Annotated in this window: 25 protein-coding genes and 1 pseudogene; 17 read left to right on the plus strand and 9 right to left on the minus strand. The window is 72.0% G+C overall.

Features of this window, described 5'->3' with window-relative positions:
* From AB0J72_RS33320 to AB0J72_RS33330, 3 genes and pseudogenes are all read left to right on the plus strand, one after another.
* Window positions 1-192, plus strand: a pseudogene (locus AB0J72_RS33320) (MBL fold metallo-hydrolase); the annotation flags it as partial.
* Between the two features lie 39 nt (window positions 193-231).
* The gene (locus AB0J72_RS33325) at window positions 232-507 is read left to right on the plus strand and encodes a hypothetical protein (protein WP_363405528.1); all 276 of its coding nucleotides are present in this window, start codon (window positions 232-234) and stop codon (window positions 505-507) included.
* Window positions 504-845: a type II toxin-antitoxin system PemK/MazF family toxin gene (locus AB0J72_RS33330; protein ID WP_363405529.1), complete on the plus strand. Its 342-nt coding sequence runs from the start codon at window positions 504-506 to the stop codon at window positions 843-845. The genes AB0J72_RS33325 and AB0J72_RS33330 overlap by 4 nt, the downstream gene beginning before the upstream one ends.
* Before the next feature lie 23 nt (window positions 846-868).
* Here the strand turns inward: AB0J72_RS33330 and AB0J72_RS33335 are convergent, their stop codons facing one another.
* A complete protein-coding gene (locus tag AB0J72_RS33335; RefSeq protein ID WP_363405531.1) occupies window positions 869-3547 on the minus strand; it encodes a LuxR C-terminal-related transcriptional regulator in 2679 nt (892 codons plus the stop codon).
* A 150-nt stretch (window positions 3548-3697) separates the two neighbouring features.
* Here AB0J72_RS33335 and AB0J72_RS33340 point away from each other — a divergent pair, with 150 nt between their 5' ends.
* Both AB0J72_RS33340 and AB0J72_RS33345 read left to right on the plus strand, forming a co-directional pair.
* The gene (locus tag AB0J72_RS33340) at window positions 3698-4549 is read left to right on the plus strand and encodes a class I SAM-dependent methyltransferase (protein ID WP_363405533.1); all 852 of its coding nucleotides are present in this window, start codon (window positions 3698-3700) and stop codon (window positions 4547-4549) included.
* The gene (locus AB0J72_RS33345) at window positions 4546-5487 is read left to right on the plus strand and encodes a carbon-nitrogen hydrolase family protein (protein WP_363405535.1); all 942 of its coding nucleotides are present in this window, start codon (window positions 4546-4548) and stop codon (window positions 5485-5487) included. The genes AB0J72_RS33340 and AB0J72_RS33345 overlap by 4 nt, the downstream gene beginning before the upstream one ends.
* Window positions 5488-5562: 75 nt before the next feature.
* Here the strand turns inward: AB0J72_RS33345 and AB0J72_RS33350 are convergent, their stop codons facing one another.
* On the minus strand, window positions 5563-5988 hold the full coding sequence (locus tag AB0J72_RS33350; RefSeq protein ID WP_363405537.1) for an MmpS family transport accessory protein: 426 nt from the start codon (window positions 5986-5988) through the stop codon (window positions 5563-5565).
* 241 nt (window positions 5989-6229) lie between these two features.
* Between AB0J72_RS33350 and AB0J72_RS33355 the strand changes: the two genes are divergently transcribed.
* A complete protein-coding gene (locus AB0J72_RS33355) occupies window positions 6230-6454 on the plus strand; it encodes a hypothetical protein (RefSeq protein ID WP_363405538.1) in 225 nt (74 codons plus the stop codon).
* A 3-nt stretch (window positions 6455-6457) separates the two neighbouring features.
* On the opposite strand, the gene AB0J72_RS33360 is transcribed toward AB0J72_RS33355, so the two are convergent.
* Genes AB0J72_RS33360 through AB0J72_RS33375 form a run of 4 tightly spaced genes read right to left on the minus strand, consistent with a single transcriptional unit; the run spans window position 6458 to window position 9010 of the window.
* Window positions 6458-7210: a hypothetical protein gene (locus AB0J72_RS33360; protein WP_363405540.1), complete on the minus strand. Its 753-nt coding sequence runs from the start codon at window positions 7208-7210 to the stop codon at window positions 6458-6460.
* Entirely contained in the window at window positions 7207-7722 is a 516-nt protein-coding gene (locus tag AB0J72_RS33365; protein WP_363405542.1) for a SigE family RNA polymerase sigma factor, read from the minus strand. Before AB0J72_RS33365 ends, AB0J72_RS33360 begins: the two co-directional genes overlap by 4 nt.
* Before the next feature lie 5 nt (window positions 7723-7727).
* On the minus strand, window positions 7728-8618 hold the full coding sequence (gene sigJ / locus AB0J72_RS33370; RefSeq protein ID WP_363405544.1) for an RNA polymerase sigma factor SigJ: 891 nt from the start codon (window positions 8616-8618) through the stop codon (window positions 7728-7730).
* The gene (locus AB0J72_RS33375) at window positions 8570-9010 is read right to left on the minus strand and encodes a carboxymuconolactone decarboxylase family protein (protein ID WP_344503030.1); all 441 of its coding nucleotides are present in this window, start codon (window positions 9008-9010) and stop codon (window positions 8570-8572) included. The genes sigJ and AB0J72_RS33375 overlap by 49 nt, the downstream gene beginning before the upstream one ends.
* A 158-nt stretch (window positions 9011-9168) precedes the next feature.
* Between AB0J72_RS33375 and AB0J72_RS33380 the strand changes: the two genes are divergently transcribed.
* The gene (locus AB0J72_RS33380) at window positions 9169-9657 is read left to right on the plus strand and encodes a hypothetical protein (protein WP_363405546.1); all 489 of its coding nucleotides are present in this window, start codon (window positions 9169-9171) and stop codon (window positions 9655-9657) included.
* 157 nt (window positions 9658-9814) lie between these two features.
* Here the strand turns inward: AB0J72_RS33380 and AB0J72_RS33385 are convergent, their stop codons facing one another.
* Complete coding sequence (locus tag AB0J72_RS33385; RefSeq protein WP_360558163.1) at window positions 9815-10024, minus strand: hypothetical protein; 210 nt, start codon at window positions 10022-10024, stop codon at window positions 9815-9817.
* 204 nt (window positions 10025-10228) lie between these two features.
* Between AB0J72_RS33385 and AB0J72_RS33390 the strand changes: the two genes are divergently transcribed.
* From AB0J72_RS33390 to AB0J72_RS33410, 5 genes are all read left to right on the plus strand, one after another.
* Entirely contained in the window at window positions 10229-10732 is a 504-nt protein-coding gene (locus AB0J72_RS33390) for a hypothetical protein (RefSeq protein ID WP_363405548.1), read from the plus strand.
* Window positions 10733-10817: 85 nt separating this feature from the next.
* Window positions 10818-11426: a trimeric intracellular cation channel family protein gene (locus tag AB0J72_RS33395; protein ID WP_363405550.1), complete on the plus strand. Its 609-nt coding sequence runs from the start codon at window positions 10818-10820 to the stop codon at window positions 11424-11426.
* Between the two features lie 27 nt (window positions 11427-11453).
* On the plus strand, window positions 11454-12164 hold the full coding sequence (locus tag AB0J72_RS33400; RefSeq protein WP_363405552.1) for a uracil-DNA glycosylase: 711 nt from the start codon (window positions 11454-11456) through the stop codon (window positions 12162-12164).
* Window positions 12165-12240: 76 nt separating this feature from the next.
* Complete coding sequence (locus AB0J72_RS33405; protein ID WP_363405554.1) at window positions 12241-13134, plus strand: hypothetical protein; 894 nt, start codon at window positions 12241-12243, stop codon at window positions 13132-13134.
* Between the two features lie 162 nt (window positions 13135-13296).
* Window positions 13297-14295, plus strand: coding sequence for an NAD-dependent epimerase/dehydratase family protein (locus tag AB0J72_RS33410; RefSeq protein WP_363405556.1), 999 nt, complete (start codon window positions 13297-13299; stop codon window positions 14293-14295).
* Window positions 14296-14641: 346 nt separating this feature from the next.
* Here AB0J72_RS33410 and AB0J72_RS33415 read toward each other — a convergent pair whose 3' ends face one another.
* Window positions 14642-15808, minus strand: coding sequence for a methyltransferase domain-containing protein (locus AB0J72_RS33415; RefSeq protein ID WP_363405558.1), 1167 nt, complete (start codon window positions 15806-15808; stop codon window positions 14642-14644).
* A 68-nt stretch (window positions 15809-15876) separates the two neighbouring features.
* On the opposite strand from AB0J72_RS33415, the gene AB0J72_RS33420 reads away from it, so the two are divergent.
* Window positions 15877-16875 carry a LacI family DNA-binding transcriptional regulator gene (locus tag AB0J72_RS33420; RefSeq protein WP_363405560.1) on the plus strand — a complete coding sequence of 333 codons (999 nt, stop codon included), beginning with the start codon at window positions 15877-15879 and terminating at the stop codon, window positions 16873-16875.
* A gap of 34 nt (window positions 16876-16909) precedes the next feature.
* Here the strand turns inward: AB0J72_RS33420 and AB0J72_RS33425 are convergent, their stop codons facing one another.
* On the minus strand, window positions 16910-17845 hold the full coding sequence (locus AB0J72_RS33425; RefSeq protein ID WP_363405562.1) for a WYL domain-containing protein: 936 nt from the start codon (window positions 17843-17845) through the stop codon (window positions 16910-16912).
* 62 nt (window positions 17846-17907) lie between these two features.
* On the opposite strand from AB0J72_RS33425, the gene AB0J72_RS33430 reads away from it, so the two are divergent.
* The 4 genes from AB0J72_RS33430 to AB0J72_RS33445 are packed head-to-tail and all read left to right on the plus strand — an operon-like array spanning window position 17908 to window position 20195.
* Window positions 17908-18294, plus strand: a complete 387-nt coding sequence (locus AB0J72_RS33430; RefSeq protein ID WP_363405564.1) for a VOC family protein — start codon at window positions 17908-17910, stop codon at window positions 18292-18294.
* Window positions 18294-18839, plus strand: coding sequence for a YdeI/OmpD-associated family protein (locus tag AB0J72_RS33435; RefSeq protein WP_363405566.1), 546 nt, complete (start codon window positions 18294-18296; stop codon window positions 18837-18839). The genes AB0J72_RS33430 and AB0J72_RS33435 overlap by 1 nt, the downstream gene beginning before the upstream one ends.
* Window positions 18836-19705 (plus strand): LLM class flavin-dependent oxidoreductase, encoded by an 870-nt coding sequence (locus tag AB0J72_RS33440; protein WP_363405568.1) that lies wholly within the window; start codon window positions 18836-18838, stop codon window positions 19703-19705. Before AB0J72_RS33435 ends, AB0J72_RS33440 begins: the two co-directional genes overlap by 4 nt.
* 22 nt (window positions 19706-19727) lie before the next feature.
* A complete protein-coding gene (locus AB0J72_RS33445) occupies window positions 19728-20195 on the plus strand; it encodes a YbaK/EbsC family protein (RefSeq protein WP_363405570.1) in 468 nt (155 codons plus the stop codon).
* Window positions 20196-20302 lie beyond the last annotated feature (107 nt).

Consider the following 20302-nt stretch of genomic DNA (forward strand, 5'->3'; position numbering starts at 1 on the left):
ACGCCGTTCCACGGCGGCGTCGGCAACACGAGGGGCGACAAGGCCAACTTCGAGTCCCTCATCAACGACGTGACCACGAAGCTCTTCGACCGCTACCCCGACGACACCGAGTTCCACCCCGGCCACGGCAAGGACTCCACCCTCGGCGCCGAGCGCCCCTCCCTCCCGGAGTGGCGCGCCCGAGGCTGGTGACCCGGACCGGCCGGTATACCAGGCGGTAGACTGAATGGTATGAGCACCACGACGATCAAGGTCGACTCCGCGGTCCGCGACAGGCTGGCGGTGCTGGCGCGTGAGCGTGGAACCACCATGGGCGCACTCCTGGCCGACGCCACCGAGGTCCTTGAGCGGCAGACCTTCTTCGCGCGTGCGCAGGAGCAGCTCGAACGGCTCCGCCAGGAAGACCCGGCCGCATGGGCAGCTGATCGGGCCGAGTCGCGGTCGTGGCAGGCGGGCACGGATCGGGACACGCTGAGCAACGACGACCCCGACGGATGGTGGGAGTGACCACCGTCCGCACCGGGGATATCTGGCTCGCCGAACTCGATCCGACCGTGGGCCACGAGCAGGGCGGTCGTCGCCCGGTCGTCGTGGTGTCCTCGAACGGACTCCACGGACTGCCGATCAACATGATCGTGGTGGTGCCGTTGACCAGCCACGATCGGGGTCTGGTGACACAGCCCCGGATCTCCGGCGGACAGTCGGGGCTCCGGCAGGCCAGCTTCGCCCGACCTGAGGACATGCGTTCCGTGGACGCGGGTCGCCTCCAGCGCCGCTTGGGTCATGTGAGCACCGATGACCTGACCGAGATCCGCAAGGTGATGCGCTACTTCCTCGACCTCTGACGGCTGTTCCCCGTCAAGCGCCGTCACTGGCTGAGTTGGTGGCTGCGGTCTCGCTGGTAGAGGGCGCCGAGGTCCTCGAAGGACGCCGCGAGCGCGGCCACCTCCTCGTGGTCGCCTCGGGCGAGGGCGCCGGCGCGGCGGACGAGGGCCGCGGCCACGGGGTTGCCGCGGGTGGCGGCGGTGGCCGACGCCAGGCACTGCTCCAGGTTCGGGGCCGCGGTGAGTGCTGCCGCTTCCGCCCACGCGGCGGCGTACCACGGACGCCACACGAGGAAGGTGGGGCTCGAGCTCCACGCCGCGTCGTGCAGGTCGGCGGACAGCTGTGCCAGCGCCTCGTGTGGTTGGTTGCGGTGCAGCAGCAGCCAGGCGTCGAAGGTCGGAGCCCATCCGATGGCTGGGCCGTCCGCTGGCGTCATCGGACGGTCGCGGAGGTGTTCGGTGACGTTCCGCCAGACCTCACGCCGGTGGTCGTCGCCCAGGAGCCCGTGGATCAGGGCGAGCGCGTAGGCACCGACGGCGAGGGTCGAGGCACGGTGGCTGCCGGCCCGCTCCCAGGAGACCAGGAAGCGCTCGCCTCGTTCGACCGCTCCGGTCAGATCGCCGGTGAGCGCGTCGACCTGGAGCCGGCGGGCCAGCGCGGGGTGGACGTACTCGCGGTAGCACGGGAGCACGGCCAGGCGCTCGGCGTAGTCCTTCGCGCCACGGAGATCGCCGGCGGCCAGTGAGACCTCGCAGCCCATCAGCAGGTAGTCGTTGAAGGCGTAGGCGGTGGCGGCGCGCAACGCCTGCGGATCCATGAGGACGCCGCGGGCCCGCACCGCGGCGAGCGCGCCGGCGTAGTCGCCACGGTGCAGCCGGCTGGCGCAGACGCGGTCGAGGGCGGCGGAGGCGACGACGGGCAGCCCGGCCGCGATCGCCTGGTCGGCGGCAAGACGGCCCGCTGTCGCCGACCCGGGATGGTCGTGGGGCAGGCACGTGGCGCTCGCTACGGCGACGGTCGCCGCGGCCGCCGACCCCGCCGGTGCCAGGCGCCGCGCCTCGGCGAGACGACGCTCGATGTCGGTCCGCTCGGGCGGGTCGGCCATGATCCCCGGGTGGAACGCCGCGTAGATCACGGACCAGCCGAGCGCGTCCGCGGCCGCACCCGGGTCGGCTGCCACCGTGGCGGCTTCGGCGGCCTCGTCGAGCAGCCGGAGCGCGTCGTCTCCCACCAGCCGGGCCGCCGCCGCGGCGGCGCCCTGGCGGAGCAGGTGTATCCGGTCGTAGGCGTCCGTGGCCGCGGTGGCCGCGAGGGTTTCGAAGCGGTGCTGCGCCTCCTCCAGGCGGCCGCGCCGCACGAGCTCCTCGGCGAAGCACTCGCCCAGTTCCCTGCCGTCGACCGGACGGGCGAGCGCCGCGCGCACCTCGACCGCGAGCAGGTCGAACCTGGCGCACCAGGTGTCGTCGTGCTCGGCGGATGCCAGTGACGTCAGCTCGGCGGCCGTCCACCGCGCGTGCCGCCGTTGCACCTCACCGGCGGCATCGGCCAGCAGTTCCGCGGCGAACTGGCGCACGACTTCCTGGAAGTGGTACGTCGTCGGGTTGCCGATCTCGACGTACAGCAGGTGCTGGTCGGCCAGCGTCGCGAGCACGTGCGCCGCGGCGGCGGCCGAGTGCTGCGGGCCGGCGACCGCGTGCGCGGCAGCGACCGTGAACGGCGCGGCGAAGACGCACAGGGCAGCGAACATCGCGCGGGCCTGGTCGTCGAGCAGGTCGACACTCCAGCCGATGGTGGCTCGCAGCGAACGCTGGCGGGCCCCGTCCGAGGAGCCCAGCAGCCGCAGCGGGTCTCCGAGCGCCGCCGCCAGACCGTCCAGGCCGAGCAGTGGGTACCGGGCTGCCGCCAGCTCGATCGCCAGGGCCATCCCCCCGAGCCGGTGGCACAGCTCGGCCACCCGGGGGTCGTCGGGCACGACGCCGCCCGCGGCCTCGGCGCGGCTGCGGAAGAGCCGGACCGCGTCGTCCGCCGACAGGCCGGGCAGCTCGTAGACCCACTCGTACGGTGCGCGGAGCGGCGCGCGACTGGTCGCGACGATGGTGAGCCGGGGGCAGCCGCCGACGAGCCGGGCCACGCTGGTCTCCAGCTCGGGCAGGAGATGCTCGCAGTTGTCGAGCACCAGGACGCCGTCGGCCCGGCTCAACGCCTCCGACAGCGTGTCGTCGAGGAACTGCCCGGGCTGCTCGGCCACCCCCACGGCCGTGGCGATGGCGGGCACCGCCGCCTGCGGGGTCGCCACCTGGCTCAGATCGACGAACCAGGCGCCGTCGGGACGATCCCGCGCGACCTGCCGCACCGTATGGGTCGTCAACCGGGTCTTGCCGACCCCGCCGGGCCCGGTGACCGTCACCAGACGGTGGTCCTTCAGGCGGACGTGCAGCGCGGCGGTCTCGCGGTCACGACCCACGAACGGGTCGGCCGGGCTGGGCCATGCGTGGCGACGCTTCGGGCGCAGCAGGTCGAGCTCATCAGCCCGCCGGGCCAGGCCGCGTCGATCAGACACCCCGAGCTTGCGGATGAGGGAGGAGACATGGGACTCGACGGTGCGCACCGACAACGTGAGCCGCTCAGCGATCTCGAGGTTCGTCAGGTGCCCGGCGACCAGGCCGAGGACGTCGCGTTCCCGGTCGGTCACCGCCGATCCCGGCGCCCTCGAGGTCGTCACCCGTCACAGTGTCGCGTGCCCGTCCGCCCTTGACCAGCACGGTGCCGCACCACCGGGACCGGATCCGTGGTGGCCACGGATGTGGTGGGGCGGTGCCCGGAACCACACTGACGTCACTGCAGCCCGGCGCTGCCGAACCAAGGAGGAGCGATGACGTTCGACGCGGTTGCGTACAAGGCGACGACGAGGCAGCAGTGGCAGGACGCCGCGGAAGCCTGGCATCGGTGGGGGCCGACCCTGGAGCAGTGGCTGGGCGCGGCGACGGTGGCGATGCTCGACGCTGCCGGTGTCGGGCGCGGGTCGCGGGTGCTGGATGTGGCGGGTGGTGCCGGTGGGCAGGCAATGGTCGCGGCGCGGCGGACCGGGCCGGAGGGCAGCGTGGTGGTCACCGACGTCTCACCGGCGATCCTGACGTACGCGCAGCGCACCGCCGACGAGAGCGGCCTGCGTCAGGTCTCTACCCACGAGGTCGACGGGGAGGAGATCGGCGGCCGGTGGTCCGGGGAGTTCGACGCGGCGATCTCGCGGTTGGGGGTCATCTACTTTCCTGACCGGGCGAAGGCACTGCGCGGTATCCGGTCCAGCCTGCGTGAGGGCGGCCGGTTCGCCGCCGTCGTCTATTCGACCGCCGAACGCAACGCGTTCTTCTCGGTGCCGGTCGCCTTGATCCGCAGCCGGGCCGGGCTTCCCGCGCCACTGCCCGGGCAGCCGGGCCCGTTCAGCCTGGCCGACCCGGCGTCGGCGCGGGATGCACTGCGCGACGCCGGGTTCCGGGACGTGCAGGTCGAGACGATGGACGCGCCGCTGTTACTGCCCTCCGCCGCCGACTGCCTGCGCTTCGAACGTGAGTCGTTCGGGGCCCTGCACCAGATGCTGTCGGGGGTCGAGGATGGCGAGCGCGAGCGGGTCTGGGCCGACATCGAGGCGGCGCTGCGGGAGTACGAGACCGAGGATGGGTTCGTCGGCCCCTGCGAGCTGCACGTCATCTCGGGGTCACGATGAACTCCTTCACCGTGGCCGCCGTCCAAGCCGCCTACGTGCTGCTCGACCGGGACGCGACCGTGACGCGCGTCGCCGAGCTGGTTGCCGAAGCCGCGGAGCTGGGCGCCGAGCTGGTGGTGCTTCCGGAGGCCTTCATCCCCGGAACTCCGCTGTGGATCGACAGCGGACCGATCTGGGACGGCGATGGCCCGTGGTACTCGAGACTCGTCGAGCAAGCCGTCATCGTGCCCGGCCCGGTGACCGCGACGCTCGGCACGATCGCGCGACGCCACCGGGTTCACCTGGTCGTCGGCGTACAGGAGCGCGAGCCGTACGGCGCCACCATCTACAACACCGTTCTCTACTTCGGCGCTGACGGCCGGCTGCTGCACAAGCACCGCAAGCTCATGCCCACCGGATCCGAACGCACCGTATGGGGCCAAGGGGACGGCTCGACGCTGGACGTCGTGCCGACGCCGCTCGGCCGCCTGGGCGGACTCATCTGCTGGGAGAACTACATGCCCCTGGCCCGGTTCCACCAGTACGCGCAGGGCGTGGACGTCTGGCTGGCCCCGACACTCGCCCGCGGCGACGGCTGGGTGGCGACCATGCGGCACATCGCCCGCGAGGGCCGGGTCTGGGTCGTGGGCGTGAACCCTTGTCTGCGAGTCGACCAGATCCCGCCCGGTCTGCCCGACCGGGAACGGATCGCACCCGCTCCCCAGCCCGGCGACGGCGACTGGATCGAGCCCGGCAACAGCGTGATCTGCGACCCCAACGGGCAGGTGGTCGCCGGGCCGCTACGGCACCGGGAGGGGATCCTCACCGCGACGATCGACCTGTCCCAGGTGACCGAGTCCCGCCGCCTCTTCGACCCGACCGGCCACTACCACCGACCCGACATCTTCAGTCTCATCGTCGACACCCGGCCGAAGCCGGCAGTCAGCACGGTCAGCTGAGCCCGATCGAGGTCTGGTGACACAGCCCCGGATCTCCGGCGGACAACCGGGGTTCCGCACGAAGCTCTCCGACCGCTACCCCGACGACGCCGCCCAGGCGATCGCGATCAGTTCGACATGGAAGCAGTGCAATTGACGTAAGCGCCGGACGATGTCGACTGCTTTACCACCGCACGTCACGGTGCCGCTGTCGCCCTTATTCTGGGCTGAGATGTAGAGAAAGTCCGAACCATCGCCGATCGAAAGACTCCAAGGCACACGCACACCACTCCTCTGCGAGGTGCCGCCGTCCGCATTCTGGTAGGTCACATCCACAATTGCGGCAGACCCCGAGACGACGTAGGTGAACGCGTCGGGCGGCGCCGGCGGTCCGGCTGACCCCTCCGGTCCGGCTTCTCCTCGCGGCCCGGGTGGCCCAACGTCTCCAACTGGACCTCTCGAGCCGACCGGCCCGGCACCTAGGGGCCCCGCTGGACCACTGGGGCCTTGAGCCCCGTCCACGCCTCGGGCACCCTGCCGGGCGAAGGCACTGCGCGGGATCCGGTCCAGCCTGCGTGACGGGGGCCGGTTCGCGGCCGTCGTCTACTCGACCGCCGAGCGGAACCGGTTCTTCTCGGTGCCGGCGGCGTTGATCCGTGCCCGGGCTGGGCTTGCCGCGCCGTTGCCTGGGCAGCCGGGGCCGTTCAGTCTGGCCGACCCAGCGTCGGCGCGGGATGCGTTGGTCGACGCCGGGTTCCGGGACGTGCAGGTCGAGACGATGGACGCGCCGCTGTTACTGCCCTCCGCCGCTGACTGTCTGCGTTTCGAACGCGAGTCGTTCGGGGCGCTGCATCAGATGCTGTCGGGGGTCGAGGAGGGCGAACGCGAGCGGGTCTGGGCCGACATCGAGGCGGTGCTGCGGGAGTACGAGACCGAGGACGGGTTCGTCGGCCCCTGCGAGCTGCATGTGATCTCGGGAGCGCGATAAACGTCAGCCGACTCCGACGCCGCCTTCCTTGTGCGTGGCCAGGGTCTTGCCGGTCGGGTCGAAGGCGGTCAGGTCGCGGACCTGGGCCTGCTGGTAGGGCGCGCCGGGGACCTCGGGGGCCCGGACCCACCAGACGTGGACCGTGGGGTTGCCGGCCCAGGCGGCGGTCTTCGCCTCGCGGGGTGTCCCGTCGACGGTGAGGGTGACCTTGGCGGCGTCGCCGACGACGTACCCGGTGAGGAACCGGTCCTGGCCGCTGCCGAACTCCCAACCGGCGTGGAAACCGGGGTCGCCCGGGACGGTGCCGGTGTCCGGGTCGTTGGTGACGCCGTACAGGCTGAGCTTCCCGTCCGGCGTGCGCCGCCCGACCGCCTGGAGGAACTGGTTCTGGCGCACCGCGAACCAGAACGTCAGCGTGCCGCCGTCGAAGGACTCGCCGGTGTCGATCGTCGCCGTCGGCTGGATCGCCGGGTCGCCTGCCTCGTCGCCCTGGACCGGCTCGGGGGACGGGGAAGCCGTCGGCGGGGCGCCGACCGTGGTCAGGCCGTCGTCGCCGGCGCTGCCTGTACCGACGCCGGAAACTCCGACAAGGGCGCCGGCGGTGACGACGAGGACGGCCGCCGCCGTGACCGCGATCCGGGTCCGCTGCCGCCGCGTGCCCCGGCGGCGCAGCTCCTCGACGCTGACCCCCAGCTGGTCCGGTGCGGCCGCGGCGGCGTCGGTGAGCCGCTCGCCGAGCTCCAACTCTGTGTTCATGCGTGCTCTCCCTGAGCCGTTCGGACGAAGGGGCGTTCCCCGCGCAGCGCCGGGCTGGTGCGCAGCTTGGCGAGGGCGCGCGAGCAGACCGACTTGACCGTGCCGACGCTGACGCCGAGGGTCTGCGCCGTCTGCTGCTCCGACAGGTCGACGTAGTAGCGGAGCACGATCGCGGCCCGCTCCCGCCGGGTCAGCGACTGCAGCGCCGCGACGAGCGCGGCCCGGTCCTCGACGGCGCCGTGCCCGCCGTCGTGCGCGCCGGTGTCGGGCACCTCGGCGCGCGCCTGCTCCCGCCACGGCCGCCGGCGCAGCCAGTCCGTGTGCAGGTTGACCATGACCCGCCGCGCGTAGCTGAGCGCGTCGTCGTGCCTGACCCGGTGCCAGGCGCCGTACGTGCGGATCAGCGTCTGCTGGGCGAGGTCCTGCGCCTGTTCGGCGTCGCCGGTCAGCAGCCAGCCGAGCCGGAGCAGCGGCTGGGTCGCCGCCGTGGCGAAGTCGTCGAAGTCGCGCATACCCCTTAGTACGAGCCCTGGACGTCGAAGGTTGAGAGCTTCGCGGGATTGGCGACCCGGAACAGGTCGTGGATCTTGCCGTCGACGACGCAGAGGCACATGGTGTACCGGTAGTTGGCCTCGACCAGCAGCGCCGCGCCGCCGTTGACCCCCGTCCTCGTGGTGCTCGGGTCGTGCCTGCGCATCACGGCGGTGAAGAAGCGCACCACCTTGGCCCGGCCGCGGATCGGGTTGGGTCCGGTGCGGACCTTGCCGCCGCCGTCGTTCCACGCCACGACGTCCTCGTGGAGGAGCGCTTCGAGGCGTTCGACGTCGCCGGTACGGGCGGCGGCCACGAACCCTTCGAGGAGCCTGGCGTGCTCGGCCGGGTCGGTGCTGAACCTGGCCCGCCCGGCGAGCGCGGCGGCGGCCCGGTGGTGCAGCTGGCGGCAGTCGTCCTCGGTGCGGTCGAGGATGCCGGCGATCTCGGCGTACGGCAGCTCGAACGCGTTGCGCAGCACGTAGACGGCCCGCTGCGGCGGGGTCAGGCGCTCCATCAGGTGCAGCATCGCCATCGACAGGTCCTCGGTGTCGATCAGGCTCTGCTGGTGGTCCCCGGTCCTGAGCGGCTCCGGCAGCCACGTGCCGACGTAGTCCTCCCGGCGCGCCTGCCGGGCCCGGAGCGCGTCGACGGCGAGCCGCGCCACCACCCTGGTCAGGTAGCGGCGCGGCTCGGCGACCTCGGACCTGTCCGCGCGTGTCCAGCGCAGGTACGCCTCCTGGAGGACGTCCTCGGCGTCGTACAGCGTCCCGAGCAGCCGGTAGGCCATCCCGAGCAGCATCCGCCGGTGCGCGAGGAACTCCTCGCTCACGTCGTCGGCGGCTGGGTCCTGGTCGACACGGCGAGTCGGTTCCACACGTTGATCGTCGCAATGACCATGAGGAGGTCGGCAACCCCCTGGGTGCCGTAGTGCTCCACGGCCGTGTCCCACACCTCGTCCGGGACGCCGTGCTCACCCAGCCGGGTGACGTGGTCGGTGAGGTCGAGCGCGGCCCGCTCCTTCTCGTCGAAGAACGGGCCCTCCCGCCACGCCGAGACGGCGAACAGCTTCCGGCTGTCCTCGCCCTCGGCGAGCGCCTCCGTGGTGTGCATGTCCACGCAGAAGGAGCAGCCGTTCAGGATCGACGCGCGGAGCTTGAGCAGGTGGAGCAGTGCCGGGTCGACGTGTGCCCTGATGTACTTCTCGAGTCCGAGGACGGCCTGGTACGCGTCGGGGTTGATCTCGCTGAGCGACATTCGTTGCTTCATGGTGAGATGACGGCTCCGCCCGGCGGTTCGTGACAGTTGCGGCTGTGTCCTGTTTCACTGCCGGCTCCGCACCCGGGCGGCGTCCGCCGGCTGGCGGCCTTCACGGGCGGCGGCGTCTACGGCGGGGGCCTGTTGGGCAGGGACTAGGGTCGGACGGTGTGGACACCACCCGCACCCCGTCGGGCTGGCGGCACCTGCCGCCACCGGCCCGGGCCATCGCGACCGCCGCCACCGCCGCCGTCGAGGCCGCCCAGGCGCGTGACAAGGAGGCGTTCGACGCGGCGGTCGAGCAGCTCGCCGGCCTCGATCCGGAGCAGTCCGGGCTCGTCCTCGGCGTCGTCGTCCGGGCGCTGCTGGAGGACCTGCACCCCGACGGGCTCGACGGCGACGACGTGCGCGCCGCGCTGGAGCAGGCGGTGCGGTCCGCGGCCGAGTGGCAGGAGGTCGATCCGCAGGTGATGGTGGTGCTGCTCGTCGGCGCGCTCGGCGTCCAGGACGACAACGACGGCGAGGGCCGCCCGTCACCGCAGGCCCTGGCGCGGCACGCCCCGCTGCTGCTCGCCGACCTGCTCCAGCGGCGGTCGTTTCCGCGGTACCTGCAGGCCGCGTTCACCGAGATCGAGCGGTCCCAGACCCACGATCTGTAGCCCTGCGGCCTGCTCTACGGCTTTGCCGCTTTACGGCCTTGTCGCTGTACGGCCTTGTCGCTCCACGGCTTTGTCGCTCCACGGCTTTGTCGCTCCACGGCTTTGTCGCTCCACAGCGCTGGAGCCGGCGGTCGCCGGCTCCAGTCGCGGGGCTTGCCTACTTCGAGGGTTCGGGCAGGTCGCAGTTGATCTTGGGGTTGACGCCGATGTAGTTGAGCGGGCCGGCGACGATCGTCACGAGGATCGTGCCGGTCTTCGCGCAGTTCGTGTCCTCGCTGTCGAAGTAGCCGCGCTGACCGGCCGCGATGACACCGATGATCAGCCAGATGACGAGGATGACCCCGCCGATTCCGGATCCTCTGCCCACGGGAGTGCCTCCATCTATCCGACGTACTCGTCTACTTCGAATCGACGGTTGGATACCCCGTGCCCCCTGTGACGCAAACCCGTCTCAGGTGATCTTCACTGCTGTCCGGTTGGCAGCAATAGGGGAGTCAAGGTCCCCGGCCTGCTCGTACGGTTCCTCTCGTTGCACTGATCGTTTGAACAGCAATTGAAGGAGCCACCAGATATGAGCGACGACTACACCCCGTTCAGCGCCGACCTCGACGGCGACGGCGTCGAGGACCAGGCGGTCATCTACACGACCGAGGACGGCGCCAACGTCATCGTCGGCGACATCGACGGCGACGGGCAGGCCGACTTCGCCGCCCTCGACGAGGACGGCAACGGCGTCTACGAGAAGTCCTACAACGCCCTGACCGACGAGTACACCGACCTGACCGCCGGCGACGCGGCCGACACCGCCGACTACGACGGCTCGGGCGGCAACCTGGACGGCGACATCGCCCAGTACGACAACGCCGACTACGACGGCTCGGGCGGCAACCTCGACGGCGACGTCAGCGGCGGCATGACCACCGCCGAGGGCACCGTCTCCGGCAGCGCGGACGACACCGACGACACCGCCGCCGACACCGGTTCGAGCACCGGCGGCTACTACGACGCCGCGGCCGTCTCCGACATGATGGCCATGCAGCACGAGACCAGCATGGCGATCATCAACAACATCTGAACCCGCTGTGCCGTATACAGGACGGGCGCGGTGCCGACCGGCATCCGCGCCCGTTCTTGTTTGCCTGTACCGCTGGAGCACAACCGTGTCGGAGCTCAGTCCGCTGCTCGTCGTCGACCTCGCCGGCATCGCCGTGTTCGCCGCCTCGGGCGCGACCGCCGGCGTCGCGAAACGGCTGGACCTGTTCGGCGTCGTGTTCGTCGGCTTCGTGGCGGCCCTCGGCGGTGGCATCATGCGCGACGTCTTCGTCAACGTGCAGCCGTTCGCCTTCGTCGACTGGCGCTACGCGGCCGTCGCCGCCGTCACCTCCGCGGCCACGTTCTGGCTGCACCCGGCCGTCAGCCGCCTGCACTGGACCGTCCTCGTCCTCGACGCCGCCGGCCTGGGCCTCTTCACCGTCACCGGCACCCTCAAGGCCCTCGACGCCGGCATCCCACCCCTCGGCGCCTGCATCATCGGCATGATCACCGGCATCGGCGGCGGCCTCATCCGCGACCTGCTCACCGGCGAGATCCCCACCGTCCTGCGCCGCGAGATCTACGCCGTCGCCGGCCTGCTCGGCTGCGTCTCGGTCGCCGCCCTGGACGCCCTGCACGCGCAGCGCCCGGCGAGCATCGCCCTCGCCGCGGTCCTCGTCTTCGTCCTGCGCATGGTCGCCCTCCGCCGCAACTGGTCCGCCCCGACCGCCTCCTGACGCGGCCTGGCGATTAGATTGCCGGCCATGAACGCATCGGCGAAGCCTGTGTACATGCTGGACTTCATGCCCGACGACTGGCGCGAGGCGGTCACGCCGTACGTCGACCCCACCACCGTCGCGGCGCTGTCGTCGTTCGTCGTCGAGGAGTACAAGGCAGGCCCGGTGTACCCCCGCAAGCAGGACATCTACGCCGCGTACCGGCTGAGCCCGCTCGCGTCGACCCGGGTGCTCATCCTCGGCCAGGACCCGTACATCAAGCCGGGCCAGGCGCACGGCCTGAGCTTCAGCGTGCCGCAGGGCGTCCGGGTCCCGCCGTCGCTGGAGAACGTGTACCGCGAGATGCGCGACGACCTGGGCGTCACCCCACCCCCTTCCGGCGACCTCACCCCCTGGTGCCGCCAGGGCGTCATGCTCCTCAACGCCGTCCTGACCGTCCGCGCCGGCACCTCCAACTCCCACAAGGGCCGCGGCTGGGAGAACGTCACCGACGCCACGATCCAGGCCCTGAACGCCAAGACCGACCGCGTCGTCTTCGTCCTCTGGGGCGCGGCGGCCAAGGCCAAGGCCCACCTGGTGACGAACGACCGCCACGTCGTCCTCCGGGCAGGCCACCCCAGCCCGATGAACCCGACCGGCTTCCTGGGCAGCCGCCCGTTCAGCCGGATCAACGCCGCCCTCACCGCAACCGGCACCCAACCCATCCGCTGGTCCCCGTCAATGCCCCGCCCTTCATGACCTAGGTCCTCAGGTCCATACGCAGCGTGATCAGGAGATTAGCGGAACGTAAGATTCTTCGATAGAGTCCCGCGTCATGCCGACACATCTTCACGAGACCCTCATCGAGATGTTCCGGGTCAGACCCGTGCTGGCCGCCGAAATTCTCGACGGCCAGCTGCACGTCCCGGTGCCCGAATTCACCGAGGCACGACTGTCCCCGAGTGATCTCACCGACGTGATCCCGACCGAATACCGGCCGGACGCGGTGGTGACCCTCAACAACGAGCGCAAGACGGTTCTCGCCGTCGTGATCGAGGTCCAGCTCCGTAAGGACGACCGAAAACTGCACAGTTGGCCGGCGTATGTCGCGACGCTGTATGCGCGGCTGCATTGTCCGGTCGCATTGCTGGTGCTGTGTCCCGTTCAATCTGTCGCCGATTGGTCCGCGGCGCCGATCGCGATGGGACCACCGGGCTCCGTGGTGACACCGGTTTCACTCGGCCCCGCCCAGGTGCCCGTCGTCACCGACGCCGATTCCGCCCGGCGCCACCCCGAGCTGACGATCCTGTCGGCTCTCGCGCACGGCACCCGGCCAGACCCGCAACCCATCTTCGGCGCCATGCTGCACGCCTTCGACACAATCGATCTTGACCACGCCAGGCTGTACTATGAACTCGTACTTTCAGGGCTGCCGGCGGCGGCCCGGCGCCTCTTGGAGGATTTCATGACCACCACGGGCCATCAGTACAGAAGTGACTTTGCCAAAGGTTTCTACAACTCGGGCAGAGTGGAAGGAGTGGCCGCAGGAAAGGCTGCAGGAAAGGCCGAGGCTCTGCTGACGGTGCTGTACACCCGAGGCCTGGTGGTCAGTGACGAGCACCGTGCGCTCATCGCCGGCTGTACTGAGGACGCGCAACTGGACACATGGCTCCGGCGCGCCGTCGGTGCCGAAAAGATCCACGAGCTGGGCGACGAGTTCGCCGGCTGAGTTCGTCATAGTGGCGCCGGCACCTCCCTGCCGGCGGCGGCTCGCAGCCAAAGTTGATGGATTCGTTGTCGCCCGCCGTCGGCGTTTGACGGAATGTACAGGAGTGCGACCTCACGGTGATGGTGGCGGACGGGGTCGGGATGCGCCACTAAGCTGGTGGGCATGCGGATCCTGATCGTCGGGGGCACCAGGTTCGTGGGGCGGCACATCACCGAGGCCGCGCTCGCGGCGGGTCATGACGTCACGCTCCTGCACCGGGGGCAGACCGGCGCCGACCTGTTCCCGGCGGCCACCCATCTGCACGCCGACCGCAACGCGCTGCCCGACGGGCTCTTCGCGGGGCACGAGGACTGGGACGCGACGATCGACGTCAGTGCGTACCTGCCGCGGCAGGTGCACGGGCTCGCCGACGCGATCGGGGAGCGCGGCGGGCGCTACGTGTACATCTCCAGCGTGTCGGTCTACGACGTGCCCGCGGGGCCCGGGTTCGCCGAGGACTCGCCGCTGCTCAAGCTCGACGACCCGACCGTCGAGGAGATCACCAACGAGACCTACGGGCCGCTGAAGGCCGCGTGCGAGCGCGTCGCCGAGGAGCGGTTCGGCACCTCGACGGTGATCATCCGGCCGACGTACGTGGTGGGCCCGCACGACCACCTGTCGCGGTTCACGTGGTGGGTCGAGCGGGTCGCCCGCGGCGGCGAGGTCCTCGCGCCCGGCCCGCGGGACGCGGCGATCCAGGTCATCGACGCCCGCGACATGGCCGACTGGACGATCCGCCTGCTGGACCGCCCCGGCGGCGGCGTGTTCCACGCGGTGAGCCCCGCCCCGCCGTTCTCGTTCGAGCAGCTGCTGGAGGCGATGCTCGCCGAGGTCGGGCCGCCCGGGACGACGCTGACCTGGGTCGACGCCGACTTCCTCCGTACGCGCGGCATCGACGAGGAGCGACTGCCGCTGTGGCACCCGTTCGACGCCGAGGCGGCCCTGGACGCCGCGGACCCGTCGGCGGCGTTCGCGGCGGGCCTGTCCCCCCGCCCGCTGCGCCAGACGATCCGCGAGACCTACGAGTCGGCCCTGCTCGACCCGCTCCCACCCCCGTCCGAGCGCCTCACCGCCGACCAGGAGACCACGCTCCTGACCGAATGGCGCTTACACACGTCCTGACCGGCCCTCGGTCTGGCGTTGGCGGCGGCGGTACGAGCTGCCGCGGGCGTGAGCGGCGTTCGCCGTGTCGGTGGAGGCGCCTGTCAGACGGTGGCAGCGTGGGCGGCGCACGCGTCGGGTGCGGCGGTGGCTGTCTGCGCCCGTGCTGGTGAGGCTGACGGGGCGAGGGTGGCGGGGCGAGGGTGCGGGGCGAGGGTGCGGGGCGAGGGTGGCGGGCGCCTGCGCCGGTGCTGATGAGGCTGCCGGGCCGAGGGTGGCGGGCGCCTGCGCCGGTGCTGATGAGGCTGCCGGGCCAGGGGTGGCGGGTGCCTACGCCAGTGCTGGTGAGGCTGCCGGGCCAGGAGCGTCAGCGGGTGGTGCCGCGGATGGCCAGGGCGCGGGCCAGGAGGGGGATCGAACCGTCGGCGGTGTGTGGGAGGCGGGTGCGGAGCAGGTCGCGCAGGGCGTCGCGGTGGTCGGTGGGGAGGGAGGCGACGTAGCTGGGTGCTGGGCCGGTGCCGCCGAGGAACGGGGTCCAGTAGTCGTCGAAGTCGGCGAAGACCGCGGTGGTGTCGATCGGGCGGGTCGTGACGGCGGTCAGACCGGCGGCGGACCACAGGGCGCTGAGGGCGGCTGGGGAGCAGATGGACATGCGGCGGCCCTCGTCGAGCTCGGCGGCGGCCGGGTCGAGGGTCGCGGCGGCTTCCCAGAAGTAGCGCATCATGGCCATGCCGTCGGCGTAGTCCCAGACGTACGCCGCGACGGTCCCGCCAGGCGCCGTTACCCTGGCGAACTCGGCGACGGCCGCCGCGGGTGACGGCACGAAGTTGAGGGCGAGGCCGCTGACGACGACGTCGACGGCCGCGTCCGCCAGCGGCAGCGCCTGAGCGTCCCCCGCGACGAACCGCGCACCTGAGGCGACCCCCGCGCCGGCGACCCAGGCAGCCCCCGCGCCGGCAGGGCCCCGGGCAGCGTCCGAACCTGCGCCGGCACCCGAACCTGCCTCTGAGCCGGCGGAGTTCAAGGCAGCGCCCGAACCGGCACGGCCCAAGGCAGCGCCCGGAACCGTGCCCGTGTCCAAACCGACGCCCGGACTCGCCCCCGAGGCGGCGCTCGAACCCGCACCCGAAACTGCCGCCGGGCCGCCACGGCCCAGGGCAGCGCCCGAAACTGCATCCGCGCCCAAACCGGCGCCCGGACCCGCCCCCGAGGCGGCGTTCGAACCCGCGCCCGGAACCGCCTCCGAGCTGCCACGGTCCAGGGGCGCGCTTGTCGGCGAGGTGACGGGAGGGGGTGTGAGGCGGGACGAGGCTGTTGTGAGGAAGGCGGTCGACGGGTCGAGGCCGGTGAGCTGGGCGGGGGTGGCGGTGGTGAGGATGGTGCCGGTGAGGGCGCCGGTGCCGCAGCCGGCGTCGAGCCAGCGGCGGCCGGGTGGGACGGCCAGCCAGGTCAGGAAGTGAGCGGCGACGGGGCGGCTCCAGCGGCCCACGTACGCCTCGTAGGCGTCGCCCTTCGCCCACAGTTCGTGCGCCATGAGCGTCACGGTAGGCGGCGGCGGCAACAGTGTGCGAGTCGGCGGCGGAAGGCTGCCATAATCCAGCGATGAGTAGCCGGCCGAGCCTCGCACAGGTGGCGGCGTTGTCGGGTGTATCGGTCAAGACGGCGTCGCGGGCGTTGAGCGGCGAGGGGTATGTCGCGGTCGAGACCAAGGCGCGGGTGCAGAACGCGGCGGACGAGCTGGGGTACCGGCTGAATCGCACGGCCCGGGAGCTGCGGCGCGGCGGGAACACCTCGACGCTGGTGGGGCTGCTGAGCGGGGACCTGGCGAACCCGTTCTACTCGCGGCTCGCCAGCGGGCTGGAGCGGGAGCTGCGCATGCACGGGCTGCAGCTGATCACCGCCAGCACCGACGAGAACCCGGAGTGGGAGCGGCGGCTGACGGACTCGCTGCTGGAGCGCAGGGTCAGGGGGCTCGTCGTCGTCTCGACGATGGCGGAGCACGGGCATCTGGCGGCTGAGCGGCGGCACGGGAGCCCGTTCGTGTTCGTGGACCGGCCGCCGGTGGACCTGACCGCGGACGCGGTGCTGCTCGACAACCGGGGCGGGGCGAAGAGCGCCGCCGAGCACCTCCTGGAGCGCGGGCACCGGCGGATCGGCATCGTCGGGGACCTGTCGCGGCTCACCACGCACCAGGACCGGGTCGAGGGGTTCGCGGAGGCGATGGAGGCCGCCGGGATCACCGGCTGGCGCGACTACCTCTTGGAGGACGCGCACGACGTCGACAAGGCCGAGCGCGCCGTGCACGCGCTGCTCGCCCGCGACCCGGCGCCGACGGCCGTGTTCACCACCAACAACCGGATCACGACGGGTGCGCTGCGGGCGTTGCGGGCGAGCGGCAACCGGGACAAGGCGCTGATCGGGTTCGACGAGCTGGACCTCGGTGACGTGCTCGGGGTGACGGTGGTCGCGCACGACCCGGAGGAGATGGGCCGGCACGCGGCGCGCCTGCTGCTCGCCCGCCTGGAGGGCGACGACGGCCCCGCCCGGCGCGTGATCCTCCCGACCCGCCTGATCGAACGGTCCACGACGGCCGTCCACTGAGCGGCGGCTATGAAGCTGAGAAGCTGAACGGTGGCTACAAAGCCGCCTGATAGCGGGCGGCGAGGTCGCGCAGCAGGTCGCGCAGCTCCGGCGGGTCCAGCACGGTGAAAGGGAAGCCGATCGTGCCCAGGAACCCCGCCAGGTCCATGAGCTTGTCGGCGCCCGTCTCCAGCTCACACGTGGCGTCGCCGGTCGGGGTCAGCACCCCGGCCGGCGACGCCAGGCGCGCCGTCACCGCCGCGATCGGCGCGTGCACCCGCACCCGGGCCGGCACCCGCCACGCCGCCGACGACACCCCTCGCATCACGTGGGCGACGGCGTCGCCGCCGGGCGGGTCGCGGGGCTCGAACCGGACGCCCGTCGGCGGGTGCAGCACCACGAGGTCGGTCCGGAACGTGCGCCAGTCCGCCCGGTCGAGGTCCCACGCGAGCAGGTACCAGCGCCGGCCGGTGTAGACGAGCCGGTGCGGCTCCGCGCGGCGGCGCCGGTCCTTGTAGTCGAAGCTGATCCGCTCGTGGTCCCGGGTCGCCGCGGCGAGCGCGGTGAGCAGCGACGCGTCGACCGTCGGCCCGCCGCCGGCCGCGGAGACCGTCGCGGACCGCAGCGCGTCGACCCGGCGGCGCAGCCGCGGCGGCAGCGTCTGCTCGAGCTTGATCAGCGCCCGCAGCGCCGGGTCCTCCAGCCCGGTGACGGACCCGGCGGCCGCCGCGCGCAGCCCCACGGCGACCGCGACGGCCTCCTCGTCGTCGAGCAGCAGCGGCGGCGTCGCGGCGCCGGCCCCGAGCCGGTAGCCGCCGGTGATCCCGGTGCTGGAGTCGATGTGGTACCCGAGGCTGCGCAGCCGCTCGATGTCGTTGCGCACGGTGCGGGTGGTGACGGCGAGCCGCTCGGCGAGGGCCGCGCCCGACCAGTCCCGCCGGCTCTGCAGCAGCGACAGCAGCCGCAGCAGCCGCGCCGAGGTCTCCAGCATCGGCCAAGTCTGTCAGACATTGCGGAACGTACCTTTCCGCAATGCCCGATAGCGTGGTCCGCATGACGACATTCCGGGGTTTCGCGACGCTGAACGTGTTCGCCGAGGACCATGACGCCGCCAAGCGCTGGTACGCGGAGCTGTTCGGCGTCGAGCCGTACTTCGAGCGGCCCGGCTACGCCGAGTTCCGCATCGGCGACCGGCAGGCCGAGTTCGGCATCGTCGACAGCCGGTACGCGCCGCACGACACCGGCACGCCCGCGGGCGCGTTCATGTACTGGCACGTCGACGACCTCGACGGAACCCTGCAACGGCTGCTCGCGCTGGGGGCGGCGCCGCTGCAGCCGGTCACCGAGCGCGGGCCGGGCTTCGTCACCGCCGCGGTCACCGACCCGTTCGGCAACATCGTCGCGATCATGCACAACCGGCACTACCTGGAGATGGCCTGATGGAACCGGTCCTGTTCGCCGGCACGGCGGCGTTCGAGCGGTGGCTCGAGTCGCACCACGGCCAGGAGGGCGAGATCTGGATCCTCGTCGGCAAGAAGGGCAGCGGGGTCACCAGCATCTCCGTGCAGGAGGCCCTGGACGTCGCGCTGTGCTTCGGGTGGATCGACGGGCAGCGCAAGAGCTTCGACGATCGGCATTTCCTGCAGCGGTACGTGCCGCGTCGCCCCCGCAGCACCTGGTCGCAGGTCAACGTGGCGAAGGTCGAGGCGTTGACGGCGGCCGGCAGGATGCGGCCCGCCGGGCTGGCCGAGGTCGAGAGGGCGCGGGCCGACGGGCGGTGGGCCGCGGCGTACCCGTCGCAGCGCAACGCCACCGTGCCGCCCGACCTCGCCGAGGCGCTGGGTGGCGACGAACGGGCGAAGGCGCGGTTCGACGCGTTGCCGGCGACCGAGCGGTACGGGCTGATCCTCAACCTGGTGAAGCTGCGCACCGCCGCCGGTCGGGCCGCCAGGGTGCGGGCGATCCTGGCAGCATTGTCCGCATGACGACGCTGGGTGCCGTGTTCGTGCCGCAGCTTCCGCCGGAGCGGCTGCGGTCCGTGGTCCGTGCCGCCGACGAGAGCGGCCTGGAAGAGCTGTGGTTGTGGGAGGACTGTTTCCTGGAGAGCGGGGTCGCGACCGCCGCGGCGGCGCTCGCCTGGTCGGAGCGGGTGCGGGTCGCGGTGGGGCTGCTGCCCGTGCCGTTCCGCAACGTGGCGGTGACCGCGATGGAGCTGGCGACGCTGTACCGGCTGTTCCCGGGCCGGGCCATCATCGGCGTCGGGCACGGCGTGCAGGACTGGATGGCGCAGGTCGGCGCGCGGGCCGAGTCGCCGATCACGCTGCTGCGCGAGTACGTGACGGCACTGCGCGCCCTGCTCGCCGGTGAGCGGATCACCGTCGACGGCCGGTACGTCCACCTCGACGGCGTCGCGCTCGACTGGCCGCCGTCCGTCGCGCCCGTCTTCGTGGGTGCCACCGGGCAGCGCACGCTGCGGCTCGCCGGGGAGGTCGCCGACGGCACGATCCTCACCGGCGGCACCGGCGTCGAAGCGGTCCGGGCGGCGCGGCAGCGCATCGACGAGGGGCGGCAGGCGGCGGGCCGCACGGATCCGCACCCCGTCGTCGTCTACCTGCACGCCGCGACCGGCGACGACGCCGAGGCGCGGATGGCGGCGGAGCGGGTGCGCTGGGGCTACCACGACGGGCAGGACGTGACCGTCGCCGGGGACGCGCACGCCGTCGCCGACGCCGTCGCGCGGTGGGCGGACGCCGGCGCCGACACCGTGGTCCTCCAGCCGACGCCCGACGACCCCGATCCGGAGGGGTTCATGCGGTTCGTGGCGGAGCGGGTGCGGCCGCTGGTGGCGTAGCTCCGGCGGTACCGTGGCGACCATGGCAGAGAGTCCAGCCGTCGCGGCGGCAGAGGCGAGCGGGATCGCGTTCCGGATCGTCGAGCACGGTCCGGTGCGCAGCCTCGCCGAGGCCGCCGCGGCGCGCGGGGTCGAGGTGCCGGACGTCGTCAAGACGATCGTGGTGCGGGTCGGCGACGGGGACTACCGGTTCGTGCTGGTGCCCGGCGACCGGGTCATCTCGTGGCCGAAGCTGCGCGCCCTCCTCGGCGTCAACCGGCTGTCGATGCCGGACGCCGCGACCGCCCGCGACGCGACCGGTTACGAGCGCGGGACGATCACACCGTTCGGCTCGTCGACGGCCTGGCCGGTGGTCGCCGACGAGCGGATCCTCGGGCGGGAGATCACGCTCGGCGCCGGCCGGCACGGCGTCGCGCTCGCCGTCGACGCCGATGCCGCGATCGAGGCGTTGGGCGCGGCGGTCGCCGACGTCTCCGAGCCGGAAGCCTGATCGATTCGCGCTATTCCCCGTCGGTACGAGCGGAAAAGCGCGCGCCAATGGCAATTTGCGCAAAATGCCAGACTTCTTCGTGATCTGTGGGAATGTGGCACAGGCAA

It is taken from the genome of Dactylosporangium sp. NPDC049742 (assembly GCF_040674675.1).
Taxonomy (GTDB): domain Bacteria; phylum Actinomycetota; class Actinomycetes; order Mycobacteriales; family Micromonosporaceae; genus Dactylosporangium; species Dactylosporangium maewongense.